Annotated in this window: 16 protein-coding genes; 6 read left to right on the forward strand and 10 right to left on the reverse strand. The window is 41.3% G+C overall.

The window, feature by feature from the left end; genetic code table 11:
* Window positions 1-246 precede the first annotated feature (246 nt).
* Window positions 247-1,320 carry a bifunctional glycosyltransferase family 2/GtrA family protein gene (locus K7887_RS19945; RefSeq protein WP_223491349.1) on the reverse strand — a complete coding sequence of 358 codons (1,074 nt, stop codon included), beginning with the start codon at window positions 1,318-1,320 and terminating at the stop codon, window positions 247-249.
* A gap of 232 nt (window positions 1,321-1,552) precedes the next feature.
* Here K7887_RS19945 and K7887_RS19950 point away from each other — a divergent pair, with 232 nt between their 5' ends.
* Entirely contained in the window at window positions 1,553-2,917 is a 1,365-nt protein-coding gene (locus K7887_RS19950; protein WP_223491350.1) for a general stress protein, read from the forward strand.
* A 138-nt stretch (window positions 2,918-3,055) separates the two neighbouring features.
* Here the strand turns inward: K7887_RS19950 and K7887_RS19955 are convergent, their stop codons facing one another.
* The 6 genes from K7887_RS19955 to K7887_RS19980 all read right to left on the reverse strand — a co-directional run bounded on the left by K7887_RS19955 (window position 3,056) and on the right by K7887_RS19980 (window position 10,442).
* A complete protein-coding gene (locus K7887_RS19955) occupies window positions 3,056-4,093 on the reverse strand; it encodes a Gfo/Idh/MocA family protein (protein ID WP_223491351.1) in 1,038 nt (345 codons plus the stop codon).
* A gap of 196 nt (window positions 4,094-4,289) precedes the next feature.
* Window positions 4,290-5,060, reverse strand: a complete 771-nt coding sequence (locus K7887_RS19960; protein ID WP_223491352.1) for a response regulator transcription factor — start codon at window positions 5,058-5,060, stop codon at window positions 4,290-4,292.
* Entirely contained in the window at window positions 5,038-6,834 is a 1,797-nt protein-coding gene (locus tag K7887_RS19965) for a sensor histidine kinase (protein ID WP_223491353.1), read from the reverse strand. The genes K7887_RS19960 and K7887_RS19965 overlap by 23 nt, the downstream gene beginning before the upstream one ends.
* A 453-nt stretch (window positions 6,835-7,287) precedes the next feature.
* The gene (locus K7887_RS19970; protein ID WP_223491354.1) at window positions 7,288-8,565 is read right to left on the reverse strand and encodes an ABC transporter substrate-binding protein; all 1,278 of its coding nucleotides are present in this window, start codon (window positions 8,563-8,565) and stop codon (window positions 7,288-7,290) included.
* 81 nt (window positions 8,566-8,646) lie between these two features.
* Window positions 8,647-9,474 (reverse strand): carbohydrate ABC transporter permease, encoded by an 828-nt coding sequence (locus K7887_RS19975; protein ID WP_223491355.1) that lies wholly within the window; start codon window positions 9,472-9,474, stop codon window positions 8,647-8,649.
* Entirely contained in the window at window positions 9,474-10,442 is a 969-nt protein-coding gene (locus tag K7887_RS19980) for a carbohydrate ABC transporter permease (protein WP_223491356.1), read from the reverse strand. Before K7887_RS19980 ends, K7887_RS19975 begins: the two co-directional genes overlap by 1 nt.
* 265 nt (window positions 10,443-10,707) lie before the next feature.
* Here K7887_RS19980 and K7887_RS19985 point away from each other — a divergent pair, with 265 nt between their 5' ends.
* A complete protein-coding gene (locus K7887_RS19985; protein WP_223491357.1) occupies window positions 10,708-12,330 on the forward strand; it encodes a diguanylate cyclase domain-containing protein in 1,623 nt (540 codons plus the stop codon).
* Window positions 12,331-12,512: 182 nt separating this feature from the next.
* Window positions 12,513-13,892, forward strand: a complete 1,380-nt coding sequence (locus K7887_RS19990; RefSeq protein ID WP_223491358.1) for a Glu/Leu/Phe/Val family dehydrogenase — start codon at window positions 12,513-12,515, stop codon at window positions 13,890-13,892.
* A gap of 132 nt (window positions 13,893-14,024) precedes the next feature.
* On the opposite strand, the gene K7887_RS19995 is transcribed toward K7887_RS19990, so the two are convergent.
* From K7887_RS19995 to K7887_RS20005, 3 genes are all read right to left on the reverse strand, one after another.
* The gene (locus tag K7887_RS19995) at window positions 14,025-14,519 is read right to left on the reverse strand and encodes a VanZ family protein (RefSeq protein ID WP_223491359.1); all 495 of its coding nucleotides are present in this window, start codon (window positions 14,517-14,519) and stop codon (window positions 14,025-14,027) included.
* 89 nt (window positions 14,520-14,608) lie between these two features.
* Complete coding sequence (locus tag K7887_RS20000; protein ID WP_223491360.1) at window positions 14,609-15,655, reverse strand: acyltransferase family protein; 1,047 nt, start codon at window positions 15,653-15,655, stop codon at window positions 14,609-14,611.
* 153 nt (window positions 15,656-15,808) lie between these two features.
* Window positions 15,809-16,936 carry a glycosyltransferase gene (locus K7887_RS20005; protein ID WP_223491361.1) on the reverse strand — a complete coding sequence of 376 codons (1,128 nt, stop codon included), beginning with the start codon at window positions 16,934-16,936 and terminating at the stop codon, window positions 15,809-15,811.
* Window positions 16,937-17,113: 177 nt separating this feature from the next.
* Between K7887_RS20005 and galE the strand changes: the two genes are divergently transcribed.
* From galE to K7887_RS20020, 3 genes are all read left to right on the forward strand, one after another.
* A complete protein-coding gene (gene galE, locus K7887_RS20010; RefSeq protein WP_223491362.1) occupies window positions 17,114-18,127 on the forward strand; it encodes a UDP-glucose 4-epimerase GalE in 1,014 nt (337 codons plus the stop codon).
* A 180-nt stretch (window positions 18,128-18,307) separates the two neighbouring features.
* Window positions 18,308-18,841 (forward strand): competence protein ComK, encoded by a 534-nt coding sequence (locus tag K7887_RS20015; RefSeq protein WP_223491363.1) that lies wholly within the window; start codon window positions 18,308-18,310, stop codon window positions 18,839-18,841.
* 280 nt (window positions 18,842-19,121) lie between these two features.
* The gene (locus K7887_RS20020) at window positions 19,122-21,953 is read left to right on the forward strand and encodes a leucine-rich repeat domain-containing protein (RefSeq protein WP_223491364.1); all 2,832 of its coding nucleotides are present in this window, start codon (window positions 19,122-19,124) and stop codon (window positions 21,951-21,953) included.
* Window positions 21,954-21,993 lie beyond the last annotated feature (40 nt).

The raw sequence follows: 21,993 nt of genomic DNA on the forward strand, positions 1-21,993 counted from the left end.
CTTTTGAAAATGCTATTTCAGAGGAACTTATCTGGCGGTGTCGAAATGATAAAGTATTTGTTATTTTGTTGAATAAGCACTTATTTAGAATAGCTTTTTTTAAACAAACGTTGGTTTAAGCGGTAATCAAAATCGAGTTTCCCCAAAGGGTACAGCAGTTGGGTTTGGGATTAACTTTTGAAAAAGCTATTTCTGTAAAACAAAAAAAGACCTAGGATACACTCCCAGGTCTTTTGTCTGTTTAATTTATTGTCCCGCTCGCACTTGGTATTTTTTCTTAAAAACCCATTCTCGCTGGATCACGTAACTTGCTAAAAAGAGCAGTCCATCGACTACAATTTTTATGCCAACTTCCCCAAAGCCGAGCAATTCAAAGATGAGATACACGCCACCTGCGGATGCCAGCATTTGCCCAATGCTGAGGGAAAAATATTTTACAATAGCATAGGAGCTGGAAGATTTGAAAACTACCTTCCTGTTTACAGTAAAATTGAACAAGGAAGACAACACCCTTGATAGCACGGTAGCTAGAATGATGTATGATTCAACGAAAACACCATTTAACATCATGACAAAGAGTGCAAATAACAGGATATCCAAGCCAAAAGAAAGTACAGAAGATAGGGCGAATTTCAGAAAGGTCGCGTAGATTTTAATGGAGTCCCTTATCGGCTGAAAGTGGGAAGATTTATTGTCCTCTAGATAGATGGTTTGGATCTTTACTTCTTCTATCTCAATATTGTTTGGTTTACATTCCATTAACATGTTCATCTCGAATTCATATCGTTGACCGGCAACATGAATCAGTTTTTGGATAAAGTGGGCCGGTATTCCCCTGAGCCCTGTTTGGGTATCGGAGATTTGCATGCCACATGCAAAGCGGGCTATGTTTTTCGTCAATACGTTCCCGAATTTGCTCCGGAAGGGAATGTCATCTGCTGCAAAATTACGAACTCCAAGCACAAGGCTCTCCGGCCGCTCGCAAAGCCTGATGGCGACCTTTTTCATATCCTCGACCGCATGCTGGCCATCCGCATCCAGTGTAACAAGCCCCACAGCGTTAGGACTGGTGCTTAAGAAGTGGGAAAATGCAGTCTTTAAGGCCTGCCCCTTCCCTTTGTTCACCTGATGCTCAAGTAAGGTACATTCCTTCCATTCTTTTATCTTTTTAAAAATAGACTCACACTCTGGTTTGCTTCCGTCATTAACGACCAGAATCTGCTTAAAGCCTTCTTTTACAATATCTCGGATTAGGCTGACCAGTTGTTCATCAGGATTATAGGCTGGAATCAGGACGGTAACTCCATTCGGATTTGTCATGCTATTCCCCCAGTTCCTTTTACTTTAGTAAAATATGTAATTCGTTCTCTCTTTAGGTACTAATATATGTTTTATATGTCTTAAGTAGTAAATCATTTGTAATTATTTTCCCTATTGGGACGTTTTTCTAACATAAATGGTTGCGTTTTTTGAATTATTTTCTAGGTTGGGTTACCCTTTTTACATTTCTGGGTATAAGATTCCTATTACAGCACTCTAAGGAGGAAGTTGCATGATCGAGCAACGAAAAGAGGTTATTGGTTCTTATTTAATGGAAGAAGAGGCGCTTGCTAAGATTGATTGGCTTCAATCGGAGGGGTACCAACCGGAGGATATCTGGATTATTCGAGATAACCGAGGTATTGTAGAGCAATTTGGTGAGGGTGGGTTCTCGCGTGGTCATGATGAAAGGGAAGCTCAGCTGAGTGAGTATTCTAGCATCAATCCAAGCAGCTCCATAGTAACTCCAAAGAGCCTTTTCACACCTGAAAATAAAAGCGTAGCTATTACTCTAATGGAGATGGGCATTGCCAAAGAGGAAGCATACCGCTACGAGTTCGATGTAAAAGTCGGAAAAGTTCTTGTACTGGCAGAACCGATTTCAAGTATGAAATTACGCCAAGAAGCTTTGACCGAGAGCCGTATGGAAAGGTATGTGACGGAAGAGACTTCCCTGCATTTAGAGGAAAGCACAGAGCCCGTAAAGGCGGAGAAACCTTTAGTTTCTGAGGGTGAGAGAATGGCAGAATCAAGCACCTCCATTAACCGTCCAATGCCGGATACGAATATAGATGGAAGCATTCCGCTGGATGAGCAGCTCTTGAGCGGGGATCCTGTTGAAACGGAGAAAGATTACGCTCGTGAAGAGGTCACCGCTCTACATGACCAGGCAAGTGTGACGAATGAAGCTACGACAATGGGGCGCACGGGAAATCCTGATTTAGAATTAGAGGATAATTTGGCTGGAGAGCAGCATACTCCAACTAATAACGGTAAACGTTATGCGGAAAATCGTTCTGAAGAAGACGTGGACAAAGCGTTACTTTATGAGCATGGACAACCATTCCCGATGGAAAAGCCGTATGAGGAAGATGTGTATGACCAACGCGTTGTTTCAGACGGTCCACTAGGTGTGGAGTTGGAGGAAACAGCTGGGGATATGAGCCGTAGTCAAAGTCAAGACGAAAAGCGGCTTTTCAGCTCATCAGAAAGGCAAGGAGCCGCCACGACTAGATCTGTAGATTCCAAGTCTGCAGGTCATGAAGAGAATTTAAAAGAAGACAAAGGCCCTATTCTCTTTGAAGATACCTTAAATGAAATTAAAAGAGATGAGCCTTTGGTGGACAGCTATGAACCCACTTCTTATGAAACAGAACAACCAGGAGACATTTATGCTCCAGAAGAGGAGACGTCCGTTCATATAGAAGAGGAAACATACATGCAAGAGGAAAATGTCCGCTACACAGAAGAGAACGATGCCCCTCTATTTGAAGAAGACAACTCAGAGGGCCCGTTCTCAGAACGCAAAAAAGAAAGAATGACCCAAAAGCGCAACAACCTATTCAACGACCAAGACGACGACCTTTTTAAAAGATAACAAGAGAATATGTTTAATAGAATAAAAAAAGCAGAGTGGGGATTCGGTAGAATTCTTGCTCTGCTTTTTATTTCGAAAAGGGGTCAGACCCTCAAAGGATTTTCCCCTTCGACGTCGAAACCCCTCTTCCCCCTCCTATTATAGACTCACACTTTTTCCGCTTTCGCTGCTGCGGTAGATGGCGTCGATGATGAGGGAGACTTGCATGGCTTGTTGTGGTTTGACGATTAGTTCTTCGTGTCCGAGGCAGCTGTTTACGAAGTTTTCAGCTTGCGGGAGACTTGGGTCGTCTTCGCCTGGCACCCAGTCTGCTTCTGTGTTCAGCAGCATGCCGTGCTTCATCTGGTTGACGTGGAATGGAAACAGGTCCACCCCGCCGCTAATTCCGGAGATACTTACACTCTCCTCGTCTCCTTTTACATTGGCAGACCAGGATGTTTCAAACTGCAACGAAGCTCCGCCTTCAAATTTGATATAGGCTGTTACGTGATCATCCACTTCAAACGTTTCATGATCAAAGCTCCCCCATTGGTTCACCTGCCCTGGGATTTTACTTAACTCATTATAAGTAGTTCCCATCACTTCCACAGGCTTTGGATTTCCAAGCAACCACAAGGATAAATCCAACAGATGACAGCCATAATCAATCAAGCTTCCTCCGCCCTGCAGCTCCTTGTTCGTGAATACACCCCATCCTGGTACCTTACGGCGGCGCATACCCTTGGCTCTTGCCACAATAGGACGACCGATTTCATCCGCATCCACCAAACGTTTTGCTGCAACCGATTCTTTCATAAATCGGTAATGGTACGCAATCGCAAGCTGTTTGCCTGATTTTTCAGCCGCAGCAATCATTGCTTCACATTCATCCGGTCGCATTGCCATCGGCTTTTCACAAAACACATGCAGACCTGCTTCTAACGCCGCAATCGTAATCTCAGCATGGAACTTGTTTGGCGTACAAATGGTCACCGCATCCACATGCTCAAACATATCCGCATAATGGGCATGCACATTGGCAATACCAAATTTCTCCCCTACCATCCTTGCCGTCTCTTCATTCACATCACTTATTGCTGTGATTTTCACTTTCTCTTGCATCTTCAAAAAAGTCGGGATATGACGATTCTGCGCAATACCCCCAACTCCGATAATTCCCATTCGTAACTGACTCATATCTACACCTCATTTATATGTATTGTTTTAATAAAAATTGTAATCCCTATAGATACTCTAGCTGTTGCTTGGAGCACAGGGCGAAGACTCCCGCGGGAGGAAGGGACAGGGGAGACCCCGAAGGCTTGCCGAGGAGGCTCCCGGACCGCCCGCAGGAAAGCGAAGCCCAGTGCGGAAAGCAGCAACAGCGGTGTGACTATTTTATTAAACTACCTCTATACTCATTTGGCGTCACGCCAAAAAACTTCTTATATACTTTGCTGAAATACTTCTCATTCTGATAACCAATGTGATACGCAATCTCGTAAATTTTCAAATTCGGATTTGCCAGCAGTTCCTTCGCCTTCTCCATCCGGATCCGCGTTACATAATCGGTAATGGTTTCATGATATTCTTGCTTGAACTTGCGTGAAATATGCTCCCGGCTCAAGTAAAAACGGTCGGCAATCTCCTGAAGGGTGATGTCCTGTTGATAGTTGCCCCGAAGAAATTCCTCAATCTTTTCCATACTGGAGATAGAAGCAGATTCTGATGAACGAACAGGAATCGTTTCCACATTGCTCACAGAACCCAACGTCCTCTTGACCAAGGCTTCCTCTTTCCATTTTTTCACTGCCCGTTCTAACGTCTCATTTAATAGCTCCGGATCAATGGGCTTCAAAATGTAATCAAAACTTTTATAAGTAATGGCATTTCGCATAAACGTGTAATCATCGTACCCACTAACCACAATGGTCACGCTAGGCAAGTCTGATTCTGCAATCCATTTAAGCAGACTGATTCCATCCTTTTTTGGCATAGCCATATCGGTGAAAATAATTTCAGGGCGATGCTGCTTGATGAGCATGATCGCCTCGTCCCCGTCCTCTGCTTCATAGATGGTATCAATCCCGTTTTCCTTCCAATTGGCCAACAGCTGCAGCCCGTCCCGCACATGCTTTTCATCATCCACGATGATTGCTTTCACTCTCATCACCCCCAACCCCGAGCGGAAGCTTCAATGTCACCATAAAACCACCGTCATGATGATTTTCCAAATGAAGCGCTGCCAAGTTATTGTAGTATAGTTGCAAGCGTGTATAAATATTTTTCAATCCTATATTAGTTTCTTCTACATCTGAAGCTGGTTTCCCTTCCGTCAACAAGCGGTAAATTTCCGTCAATCTGCTCTCACTCACTCCGACACCATTATCCCGTAGTGTAAGATGAAGGTATTCATCGACTATTTTCCCATAGATTTCAATCTTGCCGACACCTTCTCGGATATCAAATCCATGCTTGAAATAGTTCTCGATAATCGGTTGAAGAATCATTTTTGGAACCTCTACGTCCAACGCTTCCTCTTCTATTTCCATCTCATATTCAAAGTTCTCTCCAAACCGCTCCTTTTGCAGTAAAAGAAATGCCTTTAAATAGTTGATTTCTTTTTTCAACGGTACCATATCCTCCTCCATATTCATCCCATATCTCATAATTTTGGAGAGGTGGGTCAGGAGAGTATAGATTTGCGGGACATTATTTTTCAAGGCCAGCGTTCCAATGGACTGCAGGGCATTATATAAAAAATGCGGATTGAGCTGTGATTGAAGCACCTTTAACTGGTTCGTTTTATTTTCAATCTCTAACTTGTATTCTCTATTGATCAGGAGATTGATTCGTTCCATCATCTGTTTAAAACGATATCCTAAAATACCAATCTCATCATTTCCAAGTGACGGGAACTGCACATTCATATTCCCCTCTTTTACCTGTTGGATGTTTTGGAGCAGCACCCTGATAGGAGACGTAATTTTAAAAGAAACAATTAACGAAGCCAAAATGACCAAGCACAAACCAATGACTCCAAAGAGGATGTTGATTTTCGTCACAACGAAGGCATTGTCATACAGCGTTGTGTAAGGAACCCTTTTTACCAAGATCCACCCCCCTACTGCAAGCTCAGTCTGGTCATACATCATGACGCCCTGGAATTGCCCGTTGTCCCATTCCATCGTACCTTGTGTTGCTTCAGATCTCATTATCTCAGGAATCCATTGTTGCTCTTCCTTTTTAGAGGCGACCATTGGATTTGAGCTATAGATTAACTCACCTGTTGCAGACAGGATGAAAAATTCTTCATTTTCCTTGTTGTAGAGGTTTTCACTTAACTCCAGTATTTTTTCGGTTCCCACTTCAAGGGTGATAAAAGCTAGCACATTGTCTGACGGGACGTTCGTCAAAGCTCTGTGAACGTATAAAACATTCCGCCCCTCTTGAAGCTGGGTGGTGTCAATATTGTAGTTGTAAGGACTGAGTTGTGCCCGTTTATATGCGTCTTCGTAGGCATTGGAAATGCGGTCAGAGAAGACGACAGTGGACCGTTTGGAGGCGGTGATCCCTCTATTTTCTTCTGCAAAAGAAATCTGAACCCTCGTAATGTTTTCTTCCGCGTATAGAATGGTTTGCAGCACGTTTCTGACAATCCCTATCGTCAAATAGTTATCTTCTTTGTCAGGTGCCCTCATGTAGTTGATGAAATCGGGATTGTTGTAGAGTGATAGAGTGAGATTATTGAGTTCTTCCAGATAGCTTTCGAGATTTATTTTCCCTTGGTAGAGAAGGTTGCTGTTTTCTTGGACGACGAGGTCTTTGAATGCTTCTTTTGTTTGGTAGTATGTAATGATGATCGACGTTCCGAATGGGAGGATCGTGATGATTAAAAGGAGTGCGATCAGTTTGTTGCGTATGCTCTTTTTAAACATGATCCATCACCTCCGAAGCGCTTACATTTTAAGAATCTCATATACTCCCTGTTTCCTTACGTTCCAGGTGTTCGCTTTCCGCGGGACGATGCTTGAGCCTCCTCGGCTTAGCCTGCGGGGTCTCAACCAACCGTTTCCCCCCGCAGGAGTCTCACACCTTGCACTTCAGCCAACAGGGGAAGTCTATGGTAACTAGATGTATTATTTTCTATATTACTTCAAATACCACGTTGATCGGAGTAGAAGGCGCGCAGACTTCCGCGGGAGGAAGGGACAGGGGAGACCCCGCAGGCTTGCCGAGGAGGCTCCCGGACCGGCCGCAGAAAAGCGAAGCGCCTGGAACGGAGATCAACAGTTCAGAGTAACTGCTAAACTACTTTTTCATACAAATCTTTCTTTTAATTATACCAGAAAAGCATGCCTGCTAGGAGACATGCTTTTTAGAAATAGTGATTATTTTAGGTTATCCCATGTCGTTTGGAAGCGCTCTAGGACTGTGTCATAGTCGATTCTTCCAGCAGCGTATTCTTGGATCGTTGCTGCAAACTCTTTGTTTGCTCCATCCGGCCACATGAACCAAGTCCAAGGAACCGTTTTTTCCGCTGTAGAGTACTCAAGGATAGATTGACCAAGGTCACCAAGTCCAGCTGGCTCGATGTTATCGAATGCCGGGATGAAGGCGAACTCTTCTGTGATGTAGCGTTGACCAGTTTCAGAGGACACCATCCAGTTTAAGAATGTTTTTGCCTCTTCGATATTTTCAGAGTTTTTGTTGATAGCCCAGTTGTTAGGAACCCCAACAGGAAGGCTGTCTGCACTTGCATCATCATTGATTGGGATAGGAAGGAAGCCCATGTTCATGTCTGGATCTACTTCATAGATCATGTTTTCCGTCCAGTTACCTTGTTGAAGCATGGCAGTTTGGCCGCTCGCGAATTGTGTAACTTGTGTGTTGTAGTCCGTTGTTAATGGGTTGTCGTTACCAAAGTTGATCTCCGCATCAAGAACTTCTTTGAAGTCTTCGAAATGTTTGTTGCCAACGATTTTCTCTGTTCCGTCATATAGACCAGCGATGAACGCTTCAGGGTCTTCTTGTTGAGCAAATGGAATGTTAAGTAAATGTTGCCCGATAACCCACCATTCTGCATATCCAGCAGAGAAAGGTGTGATGCCTGCCGCTTCTAATTTTTCAGCAGCAGCTTTCAATTCTGTAATATTAGTAGGAGGTTCTGTAATACCAGCTTCCTCAAAAAGATCTTTGTTATAGATGAATCCATATCCTTCAAGGTTTACAGGCATTCCGTAAAGCTTTCCGTCTGCTGGATCTGTCATTGGTACTTTCCCGATTGGAAGAACGTGCTCTGCCCAAGGCTCTTCAGAAAGGTCAGCCAGATGCTCTTTCCAAAGTTCAAGCTCTTTGAATCCACCGTTGTTAAAGATATCCGGTTGTTCACCAGAAGCGAATTTTGCTTTTAGAGCTGCACCGTAATCTGCTCCTCCACCAACTGTTTCAAGCTTCACTTTAATGTTCGGATGTTCAGCTTCAAATTCTTTGATCATTTCCGCTAACTGGTCAGCGATTTCCACTTTAAATTGGAAAAGATTAAGCGTAACTTGATCTCCATCCCCGGAGTTGTTGTTACTGTTGCCTGATGAATTATCGCTAGAGCAGCCTGCAAAAATACCTACAACCAACGACAATGATAATAAAAGAAGTACTAAGCGTTTCATTGAATTGCCCCCCTTGTTTTAAATGAAAAATTTTATAGTAACTTGACAGTGGCCACATAAAGGATGCGGCCCATGCTAAGTTTACTTAACAGAACCTGCGGCAATCCCCTTGATGATGTGCCTTTGTAAAAATAGGAAGAAAATGATGATTGGCGCGATACCCAGCATTAATGCTGCAAGCCCCATATCCCATTGCTTTGTGTACTGCGCAAAGAACGAGCTTGTTGCAAGCGGAATCGTTCTAAGCTCTGCTGTCTGCAGAACAAGTAGCGGGAGAAGATAATCGTTCCAAATCCAAAGTGTATTAAGGATAACCACTGTAACCGTAATTGGCTTGAGTAGCGGGAATACAATCCTCCAAAATACCCCAAACTGGCTGCAACCATCAATTCGCGCTGCTTCCTCAATTTCCAACGGGACAGTTTTCACAAATCCGTGGTAAAGGAAAAGAGAAAGTGGTACGCCAAAACCGAAGTACATGATGACGATTCCAGGGATGCTATTGATAAGGTTTAGTGCGCCACCTAGCTTCATCAATGGGATCATAACCGTTTGGAACGGGATGACCATCGCAGAAACAATGATGACAAATAATATTTTACTAAACTTTCCGGGAGTGCGGACCATTTTCCACGCAGCCATCGAACTGATGACAACAATTCCGATGTTGCTGAGAACCGTGATGATCAGTGAGTTCCAGAAGGCACGCGGGAATTGAATGATTTCCCACACTTTTGCATAGTTGCTAAAAAGTATTTCTGTCGGCAATGCTGCCGCGTCAATCAGTATTTCACTAAAACTTTTTACTGAATTTATGATGACAAAGTAAAAGGGAATGAGGAAGATAATCGCTATTAAGATGCCGATAATCTCAAGCACAAAGGTTCTTTTCGTATACTTTTGATCCATTATGCCTCAACCTCCCTTTTCTTTGTTGCCATTACTTGGAATGTCGTGAAGATCGCGACGACTACAAAGAAGATGATTGCTTTTGCCGTTCCAAGGCCATATCGGTTGTTCTGGAACGCTTCTTGATAAATATTGATCGCCACAGATTGTGTCGAGTTGAATGGCCCACCGCCTGTTAAGCTCAGGTTCAGGTCGAATATTTTGAATGCCATCGCGATTGTCAGGAAGAAACAGATCGTGAAGGCCGGTAAAATTAATGGAATAATGATTTTGGTAATGAGGGTGAAGTTGTTCGCCCCATCAATCCTAGCCGCTTCTAGTAAGGAATTGTCTACCCCTTGTAAGGCTGCAATATAGATGATCATCATGTATCCGCTGATCTGCCAAGCGAAAACAATAACGATTCCCCAAAATGCAGTTGTTTCATCTCCAAGCCATGGCAGTTTGAAGAAGGAAAGACCTGTAAGTTCTCCGACTGACGCGAATCCTCTGACGAAAATGAACTGCCAGATGAATCCGAGCAATAGTCCCCCGATGACGTTCGGGATGAAGAAGACTGTTCTGAGTATGTTTTTCGTTTTTAGTGCTGCGTTTAATAACAGCGCAAGGCCGAAGCCTATCAAGTTACTGATGATAACTGCCGCGAACATGAATTTTGTTGTGAACATGAAAGAGTTAAAGAATACTTCATCATTTGTGAAGATTCGTTTGTAGTTATCAAGCCCCACCCATTCGATGGCGGAACTGACACCATTCCAAGAAGTAAAAGAATAATAAATTCCCATGAGGAACGGGATGATTTGGATGACAAAGAAAAAGATAAGTGCAGGGCCAACAAAAGCCGTGTACGTTAAAATACTCTTAAGCTTGGCTTTCCTTCTCGGATCGCCTTTCACATCATGCAACTTCGTCCTGCCAGAAGTATTCGGCACAACAGGATCCACCTTAGGTTCAATTTTAGTCTCCATCGTTACTCACCGCCTATTTTGTAAACGCTTTCCTACATTATAAAACGCTTCCACCCCATTTCAGGGTCACTCAATTGACAAGATAGGGGTACTGGATTGACAGAAGGATGTGGGGGTTCGACAGAGGTGAGGAAATTCCTGCTGGGGTCTGACCCCAAATTTTAATTTAAACAGTAATTTACAATTATTAATGATGCATTGAATATTCTGATATAATAGAGGTAATATGGTATTTGAAATTATTTATTTGAAAAGTAGGAGTATCATGAATATAAAACAACAATTCTCATTATTTTTTGAACAGATGGCCGATATGGTCTTTTTGGTAGAGTGGAAAAGGAACGATCTATGGTACACCAGTGTAAACCCTTCTGCTCAACAGAAGCTTGGTATTGAAATGGTAGGCAGACGCTTGGTAGATGTTCTCCCTCAATCCGTTTTTACCTTACTGGACGAAAATTATACAAAATGCATAGAGTCAAAGCAGTCTGTAACATACTCAGATTTAAACTTATTTGTGAGTGATCTTCCTGCCTCCGAAACAAGCCTCACATATATTGAGGATGACGGAAAAACATTTGTACTGGCTATTACCAAAGATATAAGTGACTTAAAAAAGAAGGCAGAGGATTATATTTTCCTAGAATCGTTGGTGGCAAATACAGTGGATGCCATGCTTGTCATCGACACGAACGGAATAGTCTTGAAAGTGAATGAAGCCTTTGTCCAACAATTCGGCTGGAGTTCATTCGAACTAATAGGACAATCCTGGGAATCATTCCCCAATACTCCAAAAGGATTGAAAACGCAAACATTGGTTACGCTGTCCCTTCTAAAGAAAGGTCAGTCCGTTCCTTCCCAAGAGACTGTAAGGCTTACAAAAGAAGGAATGTCCATACATACTTCTGTTAGCTATTCTCCTATCCTGAATGAAGAAAACAATGTTGTCGCCATTTCCATGATCTATCGCAATATCCAGCATCTAAAAGAGCTCGAAGAAAAATTAGAAGAAAGCCATGACGCCTATAAATCATTGTTCTCCTATCATAAAAATGCCGTTTGTATGGTAAATGAAGATGGGATTATTGAAAATTTCAATGAAGCTTGTTTAACTATTACTGGTTTTCCAAGCGAAGTCATCATGGGATTTAATATTGTGGAGTACGCAAAAAAGGCCGTGCCTGATCTTGACTTGGATAAGACTAACCGCGGCGAGGTTACAAACTATGAGTTATTATTCCCCGATTCTAAGGGACATGACCTTTACTTATCCGTTACGAATGTCCCTATTATCGTAAAAGGCATTGTAAAAGGTACATATATCATTGCACAAGACATAACGGAAAAAAGAATCATTGAAAAAGAAAGAGAAAAGTTGCAAGAACAACTTACTTTTCAAGCCTATCATGATAGCCTTACAGAGCTTCCGAATAGAAGGTTACTTGAAGAAAAACTGGAAGAATCCCTTGAAGATGCGGAAAAAAATGAACGCATTCTTGCTTTGTTTTTCTTAGATTGCGACCATTTAAAAGAAGTAAACGATACTTACGGACACGAAGTTGGAGACGAACTGCTTATTGCATTCTCCAGAAGATTAGTGATGTCTGTAAGAGAAGGCGATATTGTTGCAAGATTAGGCGGAGATGAATTTGTGATCTTGCTTCACGGCATTGAGGAAATGTCACAGGTCGATAGGGTTGCCGAACGAATCCTAACAGCCTTAGGAAAGCCGTATACTATTCACCGCCACAAGATTCACGCCACCTCATCCATCGGGATCTCCACCTACCCGGCCAACGGAACAACTGTTCAACAACTCTTCCGCCAAGCCGACCAAGCCCTCTACACCGTCAAAAATGCCGGCCGCAACGGCTACCGAATAAGTTGAGTTTAACAGGGTGAAGTGGTAACGAGATAAAGAGGGGTCTGACCCTCAATCCATTAAAGCAACAACGCAGTAAAGAGAATCTTCTTTCTCTTCCAGTACCCCCGAGCTAAACCTTCTCGGGGGTTCTTCTTTTTGTTGTATGTTATACTTTTTAAATATACTGATAATGAGGAGTGGTAGTTATGGCTAGTCAGACGAGGAAGATTGTACAGGAGTCTTTGGATGCGTTGCTCGAGGATTCTGCTTTTTTGCCAGAGCTTGATGGAGATTCTAGGAAGCAGGCTTTTACCTCCCTTGGTGCGATCCTTTCTACACCGAACCATCTACATAAATCATTTCTGCGAATTGCGCTCGAAAATGGAAGCGTTGTCAGAATTCCCGCCTTCCGGGTCCAGCACAACAATGCGTTAGGTCCTTATAAGGGAGGGATACGCTTCCATGAAACCGTCAACGAGGAAGAAGTCATTAATCTTGCATCCTTAATGACATTGAAAAACGCCTTACACGACGTGCCTTATGGTGGCGGCAAGGGCGGCATCGTGATAGATCCCCGTTCTTTTTCGGTGAAGGAACTTCATTTAATCTGCAAAAAGTACGTCCAGTATTTTAGTGATATTCTTGGACCCGATAAGGATATTCCTGCTCCGGATATGGGTTCAGGTGAACGGGAGATGGACTGGATGATGGCCGAGTACAAAAGCATCCGACCTGGTCAACCATATAAAGGAAGTTTTACTGGTAAGAGTGTGATAAACGGAGGTTCGCTCGGCCGCCGTGAGGCAACAGGAAAAGGCGTCTACTTTTCCTTCCGTTACTTGCTGCATGATTTCCTAAAAGAACAGCGTAAGTTCTTGACCAACAACGAGAATGTTTTTGCTAAAACGGCATTGGACTATGACGGAAGCCCGCTGACAATTGCGGTTCAGGGGTTTGGGAACGTTGGATCGGTTGCAGCGTTAGAAGCTTACCAATGTCAGCATCTGCAAAATAAAGTGGTAGCAGTTAGTGATCGGAATGTCACTTTATACAATTCGGATGGTCTTGATATCCCATCTTTAGTGAAGTTTGTCGCACTCAACGGCGGAGACCTCCCAACTACAGAAAATCAATTAGAGGATGCACAGATTAAAGCCACCATTCGCGATCGCGGGGACATCTTATATTTTGATGTGGACGTTTTGATTTTAGCTGCACTTGAAGATCAAATACATGATGCCAATAAAGAAAAGATAAAAGCGCGAATTATTGTCGAAGGCGCCAATGCGCCAGTAACAAGCGAAGCAGACGAATATTTAAGTGCCAAAGGCGTCATTATCATCCCGGATATTCTGGCTAATGCAGGCGGGGTCATCGTATCATATTTTGAGTGGATGCAAGGTCGGGAAACCCAATTCTACACCGAAGAACAAGTCTTCAACCTCTTACACGAGAAAATGAAGAACACCATGAACACCATACTGCCAGCCTTCTTCGGCGACCCCCACCCACTAAGACAAAACTGCTACATCCACTCCGTCATGAAACTCTCCACCGTCCTTTACCGGCAGGGAAAGCTTTATTAAGGTAGAGATGTAAAGTGATAAATAGGGGTCTGACCCGCTGTGCGTTAAAGCACTAAAGAAAACAAAAAAAGCCGAAAAGAGTCAGGGGTATCCTTTCTTCTTTTCGGCTTTTGGTTTATGCGAATAGTTGTGTTAGGTTAGTTCCCTCGCTTTGTGTTTTCCGTCAAACAGGTAACTAATGATGGCATACAAGGCTATTCCTGCCAAAGCACCCGTGCTATCGAGCAGCACATCACTCACCTGTCCGCTTCTGCCCGGAACGAATAGCTGATGCACTTCGTCAGAGATGGCATATAGGACAGAAATAATAAAAGCTGCTCCCATGCTCAACGAGCCACGCCAACCACTTCTTCTAATTGCATTCAACGTAAACAACGCAAGCGACATATAAGCAAAAAAGTGCGCATTTTTTCTAACAAAGAAACTGATTTCGTCCATCTTAAATTCAGCATCAGGTGCGACTTGTTCTACAACCTCGTTCACCCACTCTGTTATTCCCCCGCTCAAATCCGCCGATTGTTCTCCTCGCTGAGAGGAAAGATAGAAAATCAATGCCATCCATCCAACAACAAGCCCCCAAGATACTATCGCCACCGCAATCTTTTTTTTGTGTATCTGAAACTGCATCCTACTACTCCCTTAAAACTGTTAATAATTAACTGGTCATTAAGCAGTATATCACATCTTATATCCTTACTCCGTTCCAAAAACCTTAATCAGCTAACCCTTTTTTTACTCCTAATAGGTCCGACAATATATTTTCCAAACGGCAAAATATTAATGATTCGTGCTAGTAAAATGGAACCTAATACTCCTGATAAAAATAAAGAAAGGGCGTACCATTTTATGTTCATTTCCGGCAGTACAAGATTGATCAAATTAAACGATAAATAATGAAGTAAAAATATTTGAAAGGAATACTTACTTATAAACATAATTACTCTTGGAACTTTTGGAATGAATGAGAACAAATAAAACAGTGCGAAAAATAAGGATACTGTATAAAACATAATATCTAATCTAACGGATGATAATAGCGTATACGTTCCAGATGTGAAGATTTTCACCATTAAATAGCCTGTAATTCCTGTTGCCGCTACAGAAAGAGGAAACGCCCATTTTCGGTTTTCTTTCAACTCTGCTAAATATCTACCCACATAGTATGCTACTGTAAAGTAAAAAATCCAGCCAATGAACGGCATCCTCACAAATGGCAGCCATTCTTGCATCACTTGTGGCAACCATTCTGTTTGGTAATTGGCTACGTATAGATATCCTGTGTTTATTGCGAAAGTCAAAGACAACATAACCCATGCGGATATATTTTTGAACCATTTTATATATATCCAATGAATGAACATAAACTGCAAAATGATAACAATGAAATATCCGTGCCAGGCACCAAGAAAAATATCATCCAATATGTTTCCTTTTACCTTTTCTATCGAAGCATTCTTTATTATTAAGTGATATAAACCATATAAAAATGGTGTTAATAAATAAGGTAACAATAAAAACTGGAATCTTTTCTTAAAGAAGCTTTTAGGTAAAGAATCCGGATACACTTTAGAGCTTATAATTTCTGAAATTAAAATAAACATCGGTGTAGCAAACATCAGTAAAATTTGGATTGTCTGCAACAATTGAACAGTGCTCTCAGGCACATCATAGTGTGTGTACGTTCTGGTCAAGGAATGGATAAATACTACACTTAGACATGCAATAGCCCTTATCCAATATATTTCGTAAATCTGCTTTTTCATGATGAGCCTCCAATCAAATACTGTTCATTGTAACATTCCAAACATTATTTCTCCTTATGTTACCCAAATTGTAATAATAATTAATATACCGGTATAACAATGCCGTTTTATGTAATGAAAAAAAACCCCTGGAGATCGACTCCAGGGGCTATCTTATTTATAAAGTTCGTAATATTTGCCACCAATATTATTCCAATTAAAAGGTTTAGCCTCTTTTATACAACGGCTTGAAATACTTTCATAGTTATTCAAGATCGTCTGGATTGTATCGGTTATTTTGGCTGCACTAGTTGGGTCTACTGCATAACCCACTGCTCCATCTTCAAACATTCCGTCTAAGCCTTCCCCTTTGGAATAGATGACCGGCAAGCCTTTAGACATGGCTTCAATATATACCAGGCCGAAAGTTTCCCTGAAGGACGGCATGACAAAGATATCCGATTGTTCCATTGTTGCGGCGATAACTTTTTTATCTGTTATATAGCCGTGGAAGGTGACCTTTTGTTGTAAGCCCAGGGACTTTGTAAGGTCTTTGCATTCTTGTTCCAACGGTCCGCTCCCAAAGACCTCCAAAGTGGTGTCAATGCCTTGTGAATTAAGCATTTCGCATGTTTTTATGACCGTTTTGATATTCTTGTTTTCATCCAAGATCCCGACAAAAACTAATTTTAATCTTTTTGCAGGTGCCGGTTTGTCTTCCGTGCGCGCATTCTCGTGCCAATAATCGTCTATTCCGTTCGGTATGATAAGGCACTTGTCCTTTATTTGATTTAACACCTTTTTGGGTAACAACTCAAAGACCTTTTTTTGATAGGCATTAGAAATAAAGACAATATTCTTTGCACTCAAAAGCACTTTGTACATAAAGGGACGAAGATGGTAACCATATTTATAAAAGGCGTTAATATCTGTACTTCTAACAGATACTACATAGTCGATATTATATTTTTTATGTATTTTGTAAGCAGATCCTCCATCGCTGAAGATGGTATGTGCATGAATGATATCAATATCATTTTTGGACAAAATTTCTTGCTCGATTTCTTTCTTTTGCTTACTGATTTTATTAAAATACATGATCTTATGCTGTGGCTTGACTATGTTTTTGTAATGATAATGGACTGTCTTATAGTCTGACGGCAATTGATTGACGCCAATACTGTTGCTGCTTTTTACAGGAATGAAAACATCCTGCTCCAATCCCTTTGTGGACAATTGCTTGAACAAATTCATATACAGCTTGTTTGTTATATAGTACGACGATAGATGTAACACTCTCATTTTTAATCATCCTTTATTAGTAAAGAGAAATATCTCATAGTTTTTTTCTATTCTATCACATTTTATTCATAATGCATGAAATCACAATTTCCTATATTATTACTTTAAAGCTACATAGATTTCAATTATGATTAATAGAGAACAGGTAATTTAATTCGAGAAATTGGAGGAAATAAGATGGCGATTTTAGTTACAGGCGGTGCCGGTTATATCGGGAGCCACACAAGCGTAGAGTTATTAAATGCTGGATATGATATTGTTATTGTTGATAATTTCTCAAATAGTAATCATGTTTCATTGGATAGAGTTAAAGAAATCACCGGGAAGGATTTTGCTTTCCATGAGGTCGATTTATTGGATAAAGAAAGCCTTGATAAAGTTTTCCGTGAGCATTCTATCGAGGCTGTCATCCATTTTGCCGGTTTAAAGGCTGTTGGGGAGTCTGTGGAAAAGCCTCTATTCTATTACCACAATAACATTACCGGTACATTATATTTATGTGAAGTGATGCAGGAGCATGGTGTAAAAAATATTGTGTTCAGCTCTTCTGCGACCGTTTACGGTTTGCCTGAAAGTGTACCAATCTCAGAGTCATTCCCGTTGAGTGCAACAAATCCATATGGGCAAACTAAACTGATGATTGAGCAGATTATGCGCGACCTTCAGGTGGCAGACCCGGATTGGAGCATCTCCTTATTGCGTTACTTCAATCCGATTGGAGCACATGAAAGCGGCCGGATTGGCGAAGACCCAAATGGTATTCCGAACAACTTAATGCCATTTATTACACAAGTAGCAATTGGGAAGCTTCCGCAATTACAGGTATTCGGGAACGATTACGATACCGTAGACGGTACCGGCGTACGAGATTATATCCATGTGGTGGATCTTGCGAAAGGGCACCTAAAAGCACTGGAAAAAGTACTTTCAGACAAGGGTGTAAATGCATATAACCTTGGAACAGGCAATGGATATAGTGTTCTTGAAATGGTAAAAGCGTTTGAAAAAGCTTCTGAAAGAGACGTTCCATATAAAATTGTGGCAAGAAGACCCGGAGATATCGGAGAATGTTTTGCAGATCCTACCAAAGCAAAAGAAGAGTTAGGTTGGCAGGCTGAAAAAGGCCTTGATGAAATGTGCCAAGACTCTTGGAAATGGCAAAAAAATAATCCAAACGGATACAAAGAATAAAACAAGCTCACCTACTAAGTGCCTTCCCTTCTTCGTTCGAAGTGGAGGTACTTTTTTATTTTTCTACAAAATTCCATTTTTTTCGCCAAAACTATAGTAAATATTACCTATTTTATTTTATAATAACTATGAAAGCGTTTTATTTATTGATTTAGGGGTATGGGAGGGAGTTAGATAACGATGGGGAAAGAGTTTCAAGTGATTTACCAATATCAGATTAGCCTTACAACAATGGCGTTGCAAGCACATAGGCATCCTCAGTATCAAACCTACATAAAGGATATTGAAGGAGAATATATGACGGATGACACCGCGAGAGATATTTTGCATAGTGGCTGTTTAGATGACAGCAGTACCTATGACGGTCGTCGAATTGCCACCATTCATTTTACAAATTATATTCAAAAGACGCCGATTCTTATTGACCAGGCTGAAGGGATCATTGCCATTCCTACACATTCACCTGATCAGGACGCTTGTTGCTGGCTATTTCTACACCATTTGTCACATGTTGAAGCCATTTCCTCCACGAGATGTGTGGTAGTGTTTAATAATCATGATCGTTTGATTCTAAATGTATCTGCCATCACTATTTATGAACAGGTAAAAAAAGCTTCTGTCGTGTTAACTCGTTTCTGTTCAAACAAACAGTTCAATTTTTCGTTAAACCCGAAAGTAAAGCGCTCATCAAAAACACGTAAAGTAAAAGACTAAAATTCATCATGAATTAGTAAGATCTTGCTGCAACCTAAACGTGGAGTAAGGTTACACCAATCTGTTACTAATATACAGGAGAGCCGGATTTTCATTTCACTGGATGTGAAATGAAAATCCGGCCTAATATTACCTCCTCTTCAACCACTTTTACCCTCTAAATAAACACCCATATTTTACTATAAAATTACATAAAAAAGTAATTCTCTAAAACGAACTTTGGTAGTATAATCTTTCTGTTGGGTAAATTTCTATATTTTAAACTGGGGGATTGTTTTAGTTGAAAAAGAGTTTTTGGCTAAATGTAATGGTTGTATTTACCTTACTACTTTCATTAGTAAGTCCTGCTGCACATGCCTATTCGGAAGGAACCGAAGAAGGAACGTCAAAGGTATTATTAAAGGAAGCAGTGCCATCTGAGGATGGAAATGTTTTAGTTTGGGAGACTCATAGAGAGGAACCTTCATCAGGCAGCGACGAACAAAGTTTTGTATTAGTGAAAAATGGTAATGCAGTTAAAGTAGCCCCTGTGGAATTATTTGATCAGGCTACAGAATTCACAAAAGTCTATACATATACAGACAAGGTAGATACCCCAACAGCTATCGAGTATGGTGTAGTATGGAGCTTGAATGGACAAGCTTTGGAGAGCAATAAAATGGTAGTGGATTTGGTGGAAAGTACAACCACTACAGAAGAATCTGACTCTACAGATCCTACTGTAGACACAGAAGAGGAAGAAGCAAGCAACAAGGAGAACGGAGAAAACGGGACTGTTTCAAGTGATGAAGAGTCTGTACCTTCCGAAGAACCTACACCTTCCACTGAGGAAGAGGAAAACACCGAATCTACCATAGAAGAGGTAGACGGATCTGAAGTGAATTTTGTTCCTTCAGAAAAAGAGAATCTTTTAATAAACAGCTTAATCGGTGGCGAAGAAGAGGAATCCTATCTGTTCCTTGAAAAAATGTTCGTCAATGAACATTCTTTTGCCGTAATGTGGTTTGGTCACGTAGATAGAAACCTCGGAAGAATTGCCAAGTACGAGCTTTACCTTAATGAGACTTTGATTACTTCAGGTGGTCCTAGATTATCAGATTATGAGTTTACAAATTTAACACCTGATACGCTGTATGAAGTAAAGGTGAAAGCATTAGATAAAAACGATAATTTGTTATTAGAAGAAACATTGGAAATAAATACACTTCCTTCTCCATCAGGTGAAGTGGTGAAATTTGAGGATGCAAACCTCGCGCTTGCCATCCAAACGCAGATGAACCTGGACAGGGAGATCCGCGAAAGTGATATGCATCACTTGACAATGCTTGATGCTAGCTCTCTTGGTCTTACAAGCATTAAAGGGCTTGAAAGAGCAGTTAATTTAGAAATTCTATTCCTTTACGACAACAGCATTGAAGACCTCTCTCCTCTTGCAGGCTTGACAAAGCTTTTCATGCTGGAAGTGGAAGAAAACAATGTGACGAATGTTAATCCACTGAGCAATTTGAGCAATCTATATATTCTTGGTTTAGGGAACAACCCTATTACAAAAATTGATGCATTGGCTGGATTAACCAATCTAGAAGGTCTCTTTTTACACAATACACAGATTTCAGATATCTCTGCATTGACAGATTTATTCAATCTAACATTTATTACGTTAGCAGATACTAACGTCGACTTTTCTCCTGAATCTTCAGCTTGGGATCTATTTAATGCGTGGGCTGACGCCGGTGTATATGTTGACGTTCTAGAAGAGGACTACTTCGAACCATTTGAGTTGGAATTCTACCACACCACGGAACAAAGCATCTCTCTTGGCTGGTGGTACTACACAGAGAACGAAGAAGATTATGAGAAAGAATACCTCTATAAGGTGTATGTAAATGATGTACTTTATGAAGAAACTTATATGAATGAAATGACCATTTTGGGGCTTGAACCGTCAAATGACTACATCATCAAAGTAGAGATGTACGATGAAGATGGAACTACTCTACTTCATGAGAATTTTGATATGGCACAGACCCTTGCACCACCAACGGGTGATATTGTTACTATTCATGACAATGGCTTGAACGAAGCCATCCGTCAACAGCTAGGTCTCCAAGAACTTGATCGTGAAATTTATCAGTCCGATATGGAGAGACTGGAATACTTATACGCTTCCTGGATGGGTATAAAAAAGCTGGATGGCATTGAACATGCAATGAACTTGCTTGACTTGGATGTTAGCGGGAATGAAATAAAAGACCTTTCTCCATTAGCAGGGATGGAATCTTTATATTCCCTAAATTTATCGGATAACCTTATTACAGATATCAGTGCTTTAAAAGACTTATATATTAGTTATCTTGATTTGTCAGTAAACCCTATCTCTGATATTTCAGACTTAAGCGGGTTGCCAGACCTGGAAACCCTGTACTTGCATCACACCAACATCACAGATATCAGCGTCCTGTTGGAACTTGATTATCTGTGGGAAGTAACTCTTTTTGGAATGGAAGGGTTAACGTTTGAAGAGGGCTCTCCGGAACTTGCGATTGTAGAGCAACTCAGAGAACTTGGTGTGACAGTGTATCTGACTGAGGACGAATTCCACGGTCCTTCCCCTTATACCCTTGAAGTAGTAGATGTTACAGACAGTACTATTGAGGTAGAATGGACTTACGAGTGGGCAGACGAAGTCGATCATTATCAAGTCCTTTTAGACGGAGAAATAGTGGATACTACTACTGATATGTCCTACCTTTTCACTGATCTGATGGCTGATACGTTGTACAACATTGCAATTGTCCCGGTTAATGTAGGTGGCTGGGAAATGGATTACTTCGAAATTGACGCTTCTACATTACCAGCTGAAGAACAGCCTGTAGATGAAGAAGAAGATAACGAGGAAAAAGAAGAAGAAAACACCCCACCAGTTGTGGTGAAGCCGGGGGACGGTAAAGATAAAAACCCTACGGTTAAACAGCCCGCTTCCGACACGAAAAAAGGCAATAAGCTTCCTGTAACAGCAACGAACACATTAAACTATATCTTGATTGGATTAGCTATGTTGGTCGTTGGTGCAGCGGGAGTTTGGTTTGCAAGACGTCGAGTGGCAGCATAAGGTACATTTTAATAGTTTGAAAACAGCCGGGCAGAGGATT

This window comes from Sutcliffiella horikoshii, assembly GCF_019931755.1.
Taxonomy (GTDB): domain Bacteria; phylum Bacillota; class Bacilli; order Bacillales; family Bacillaceae_I; genus Sutcliffiella_A; species Sutcliffiella_A horikoshii_E.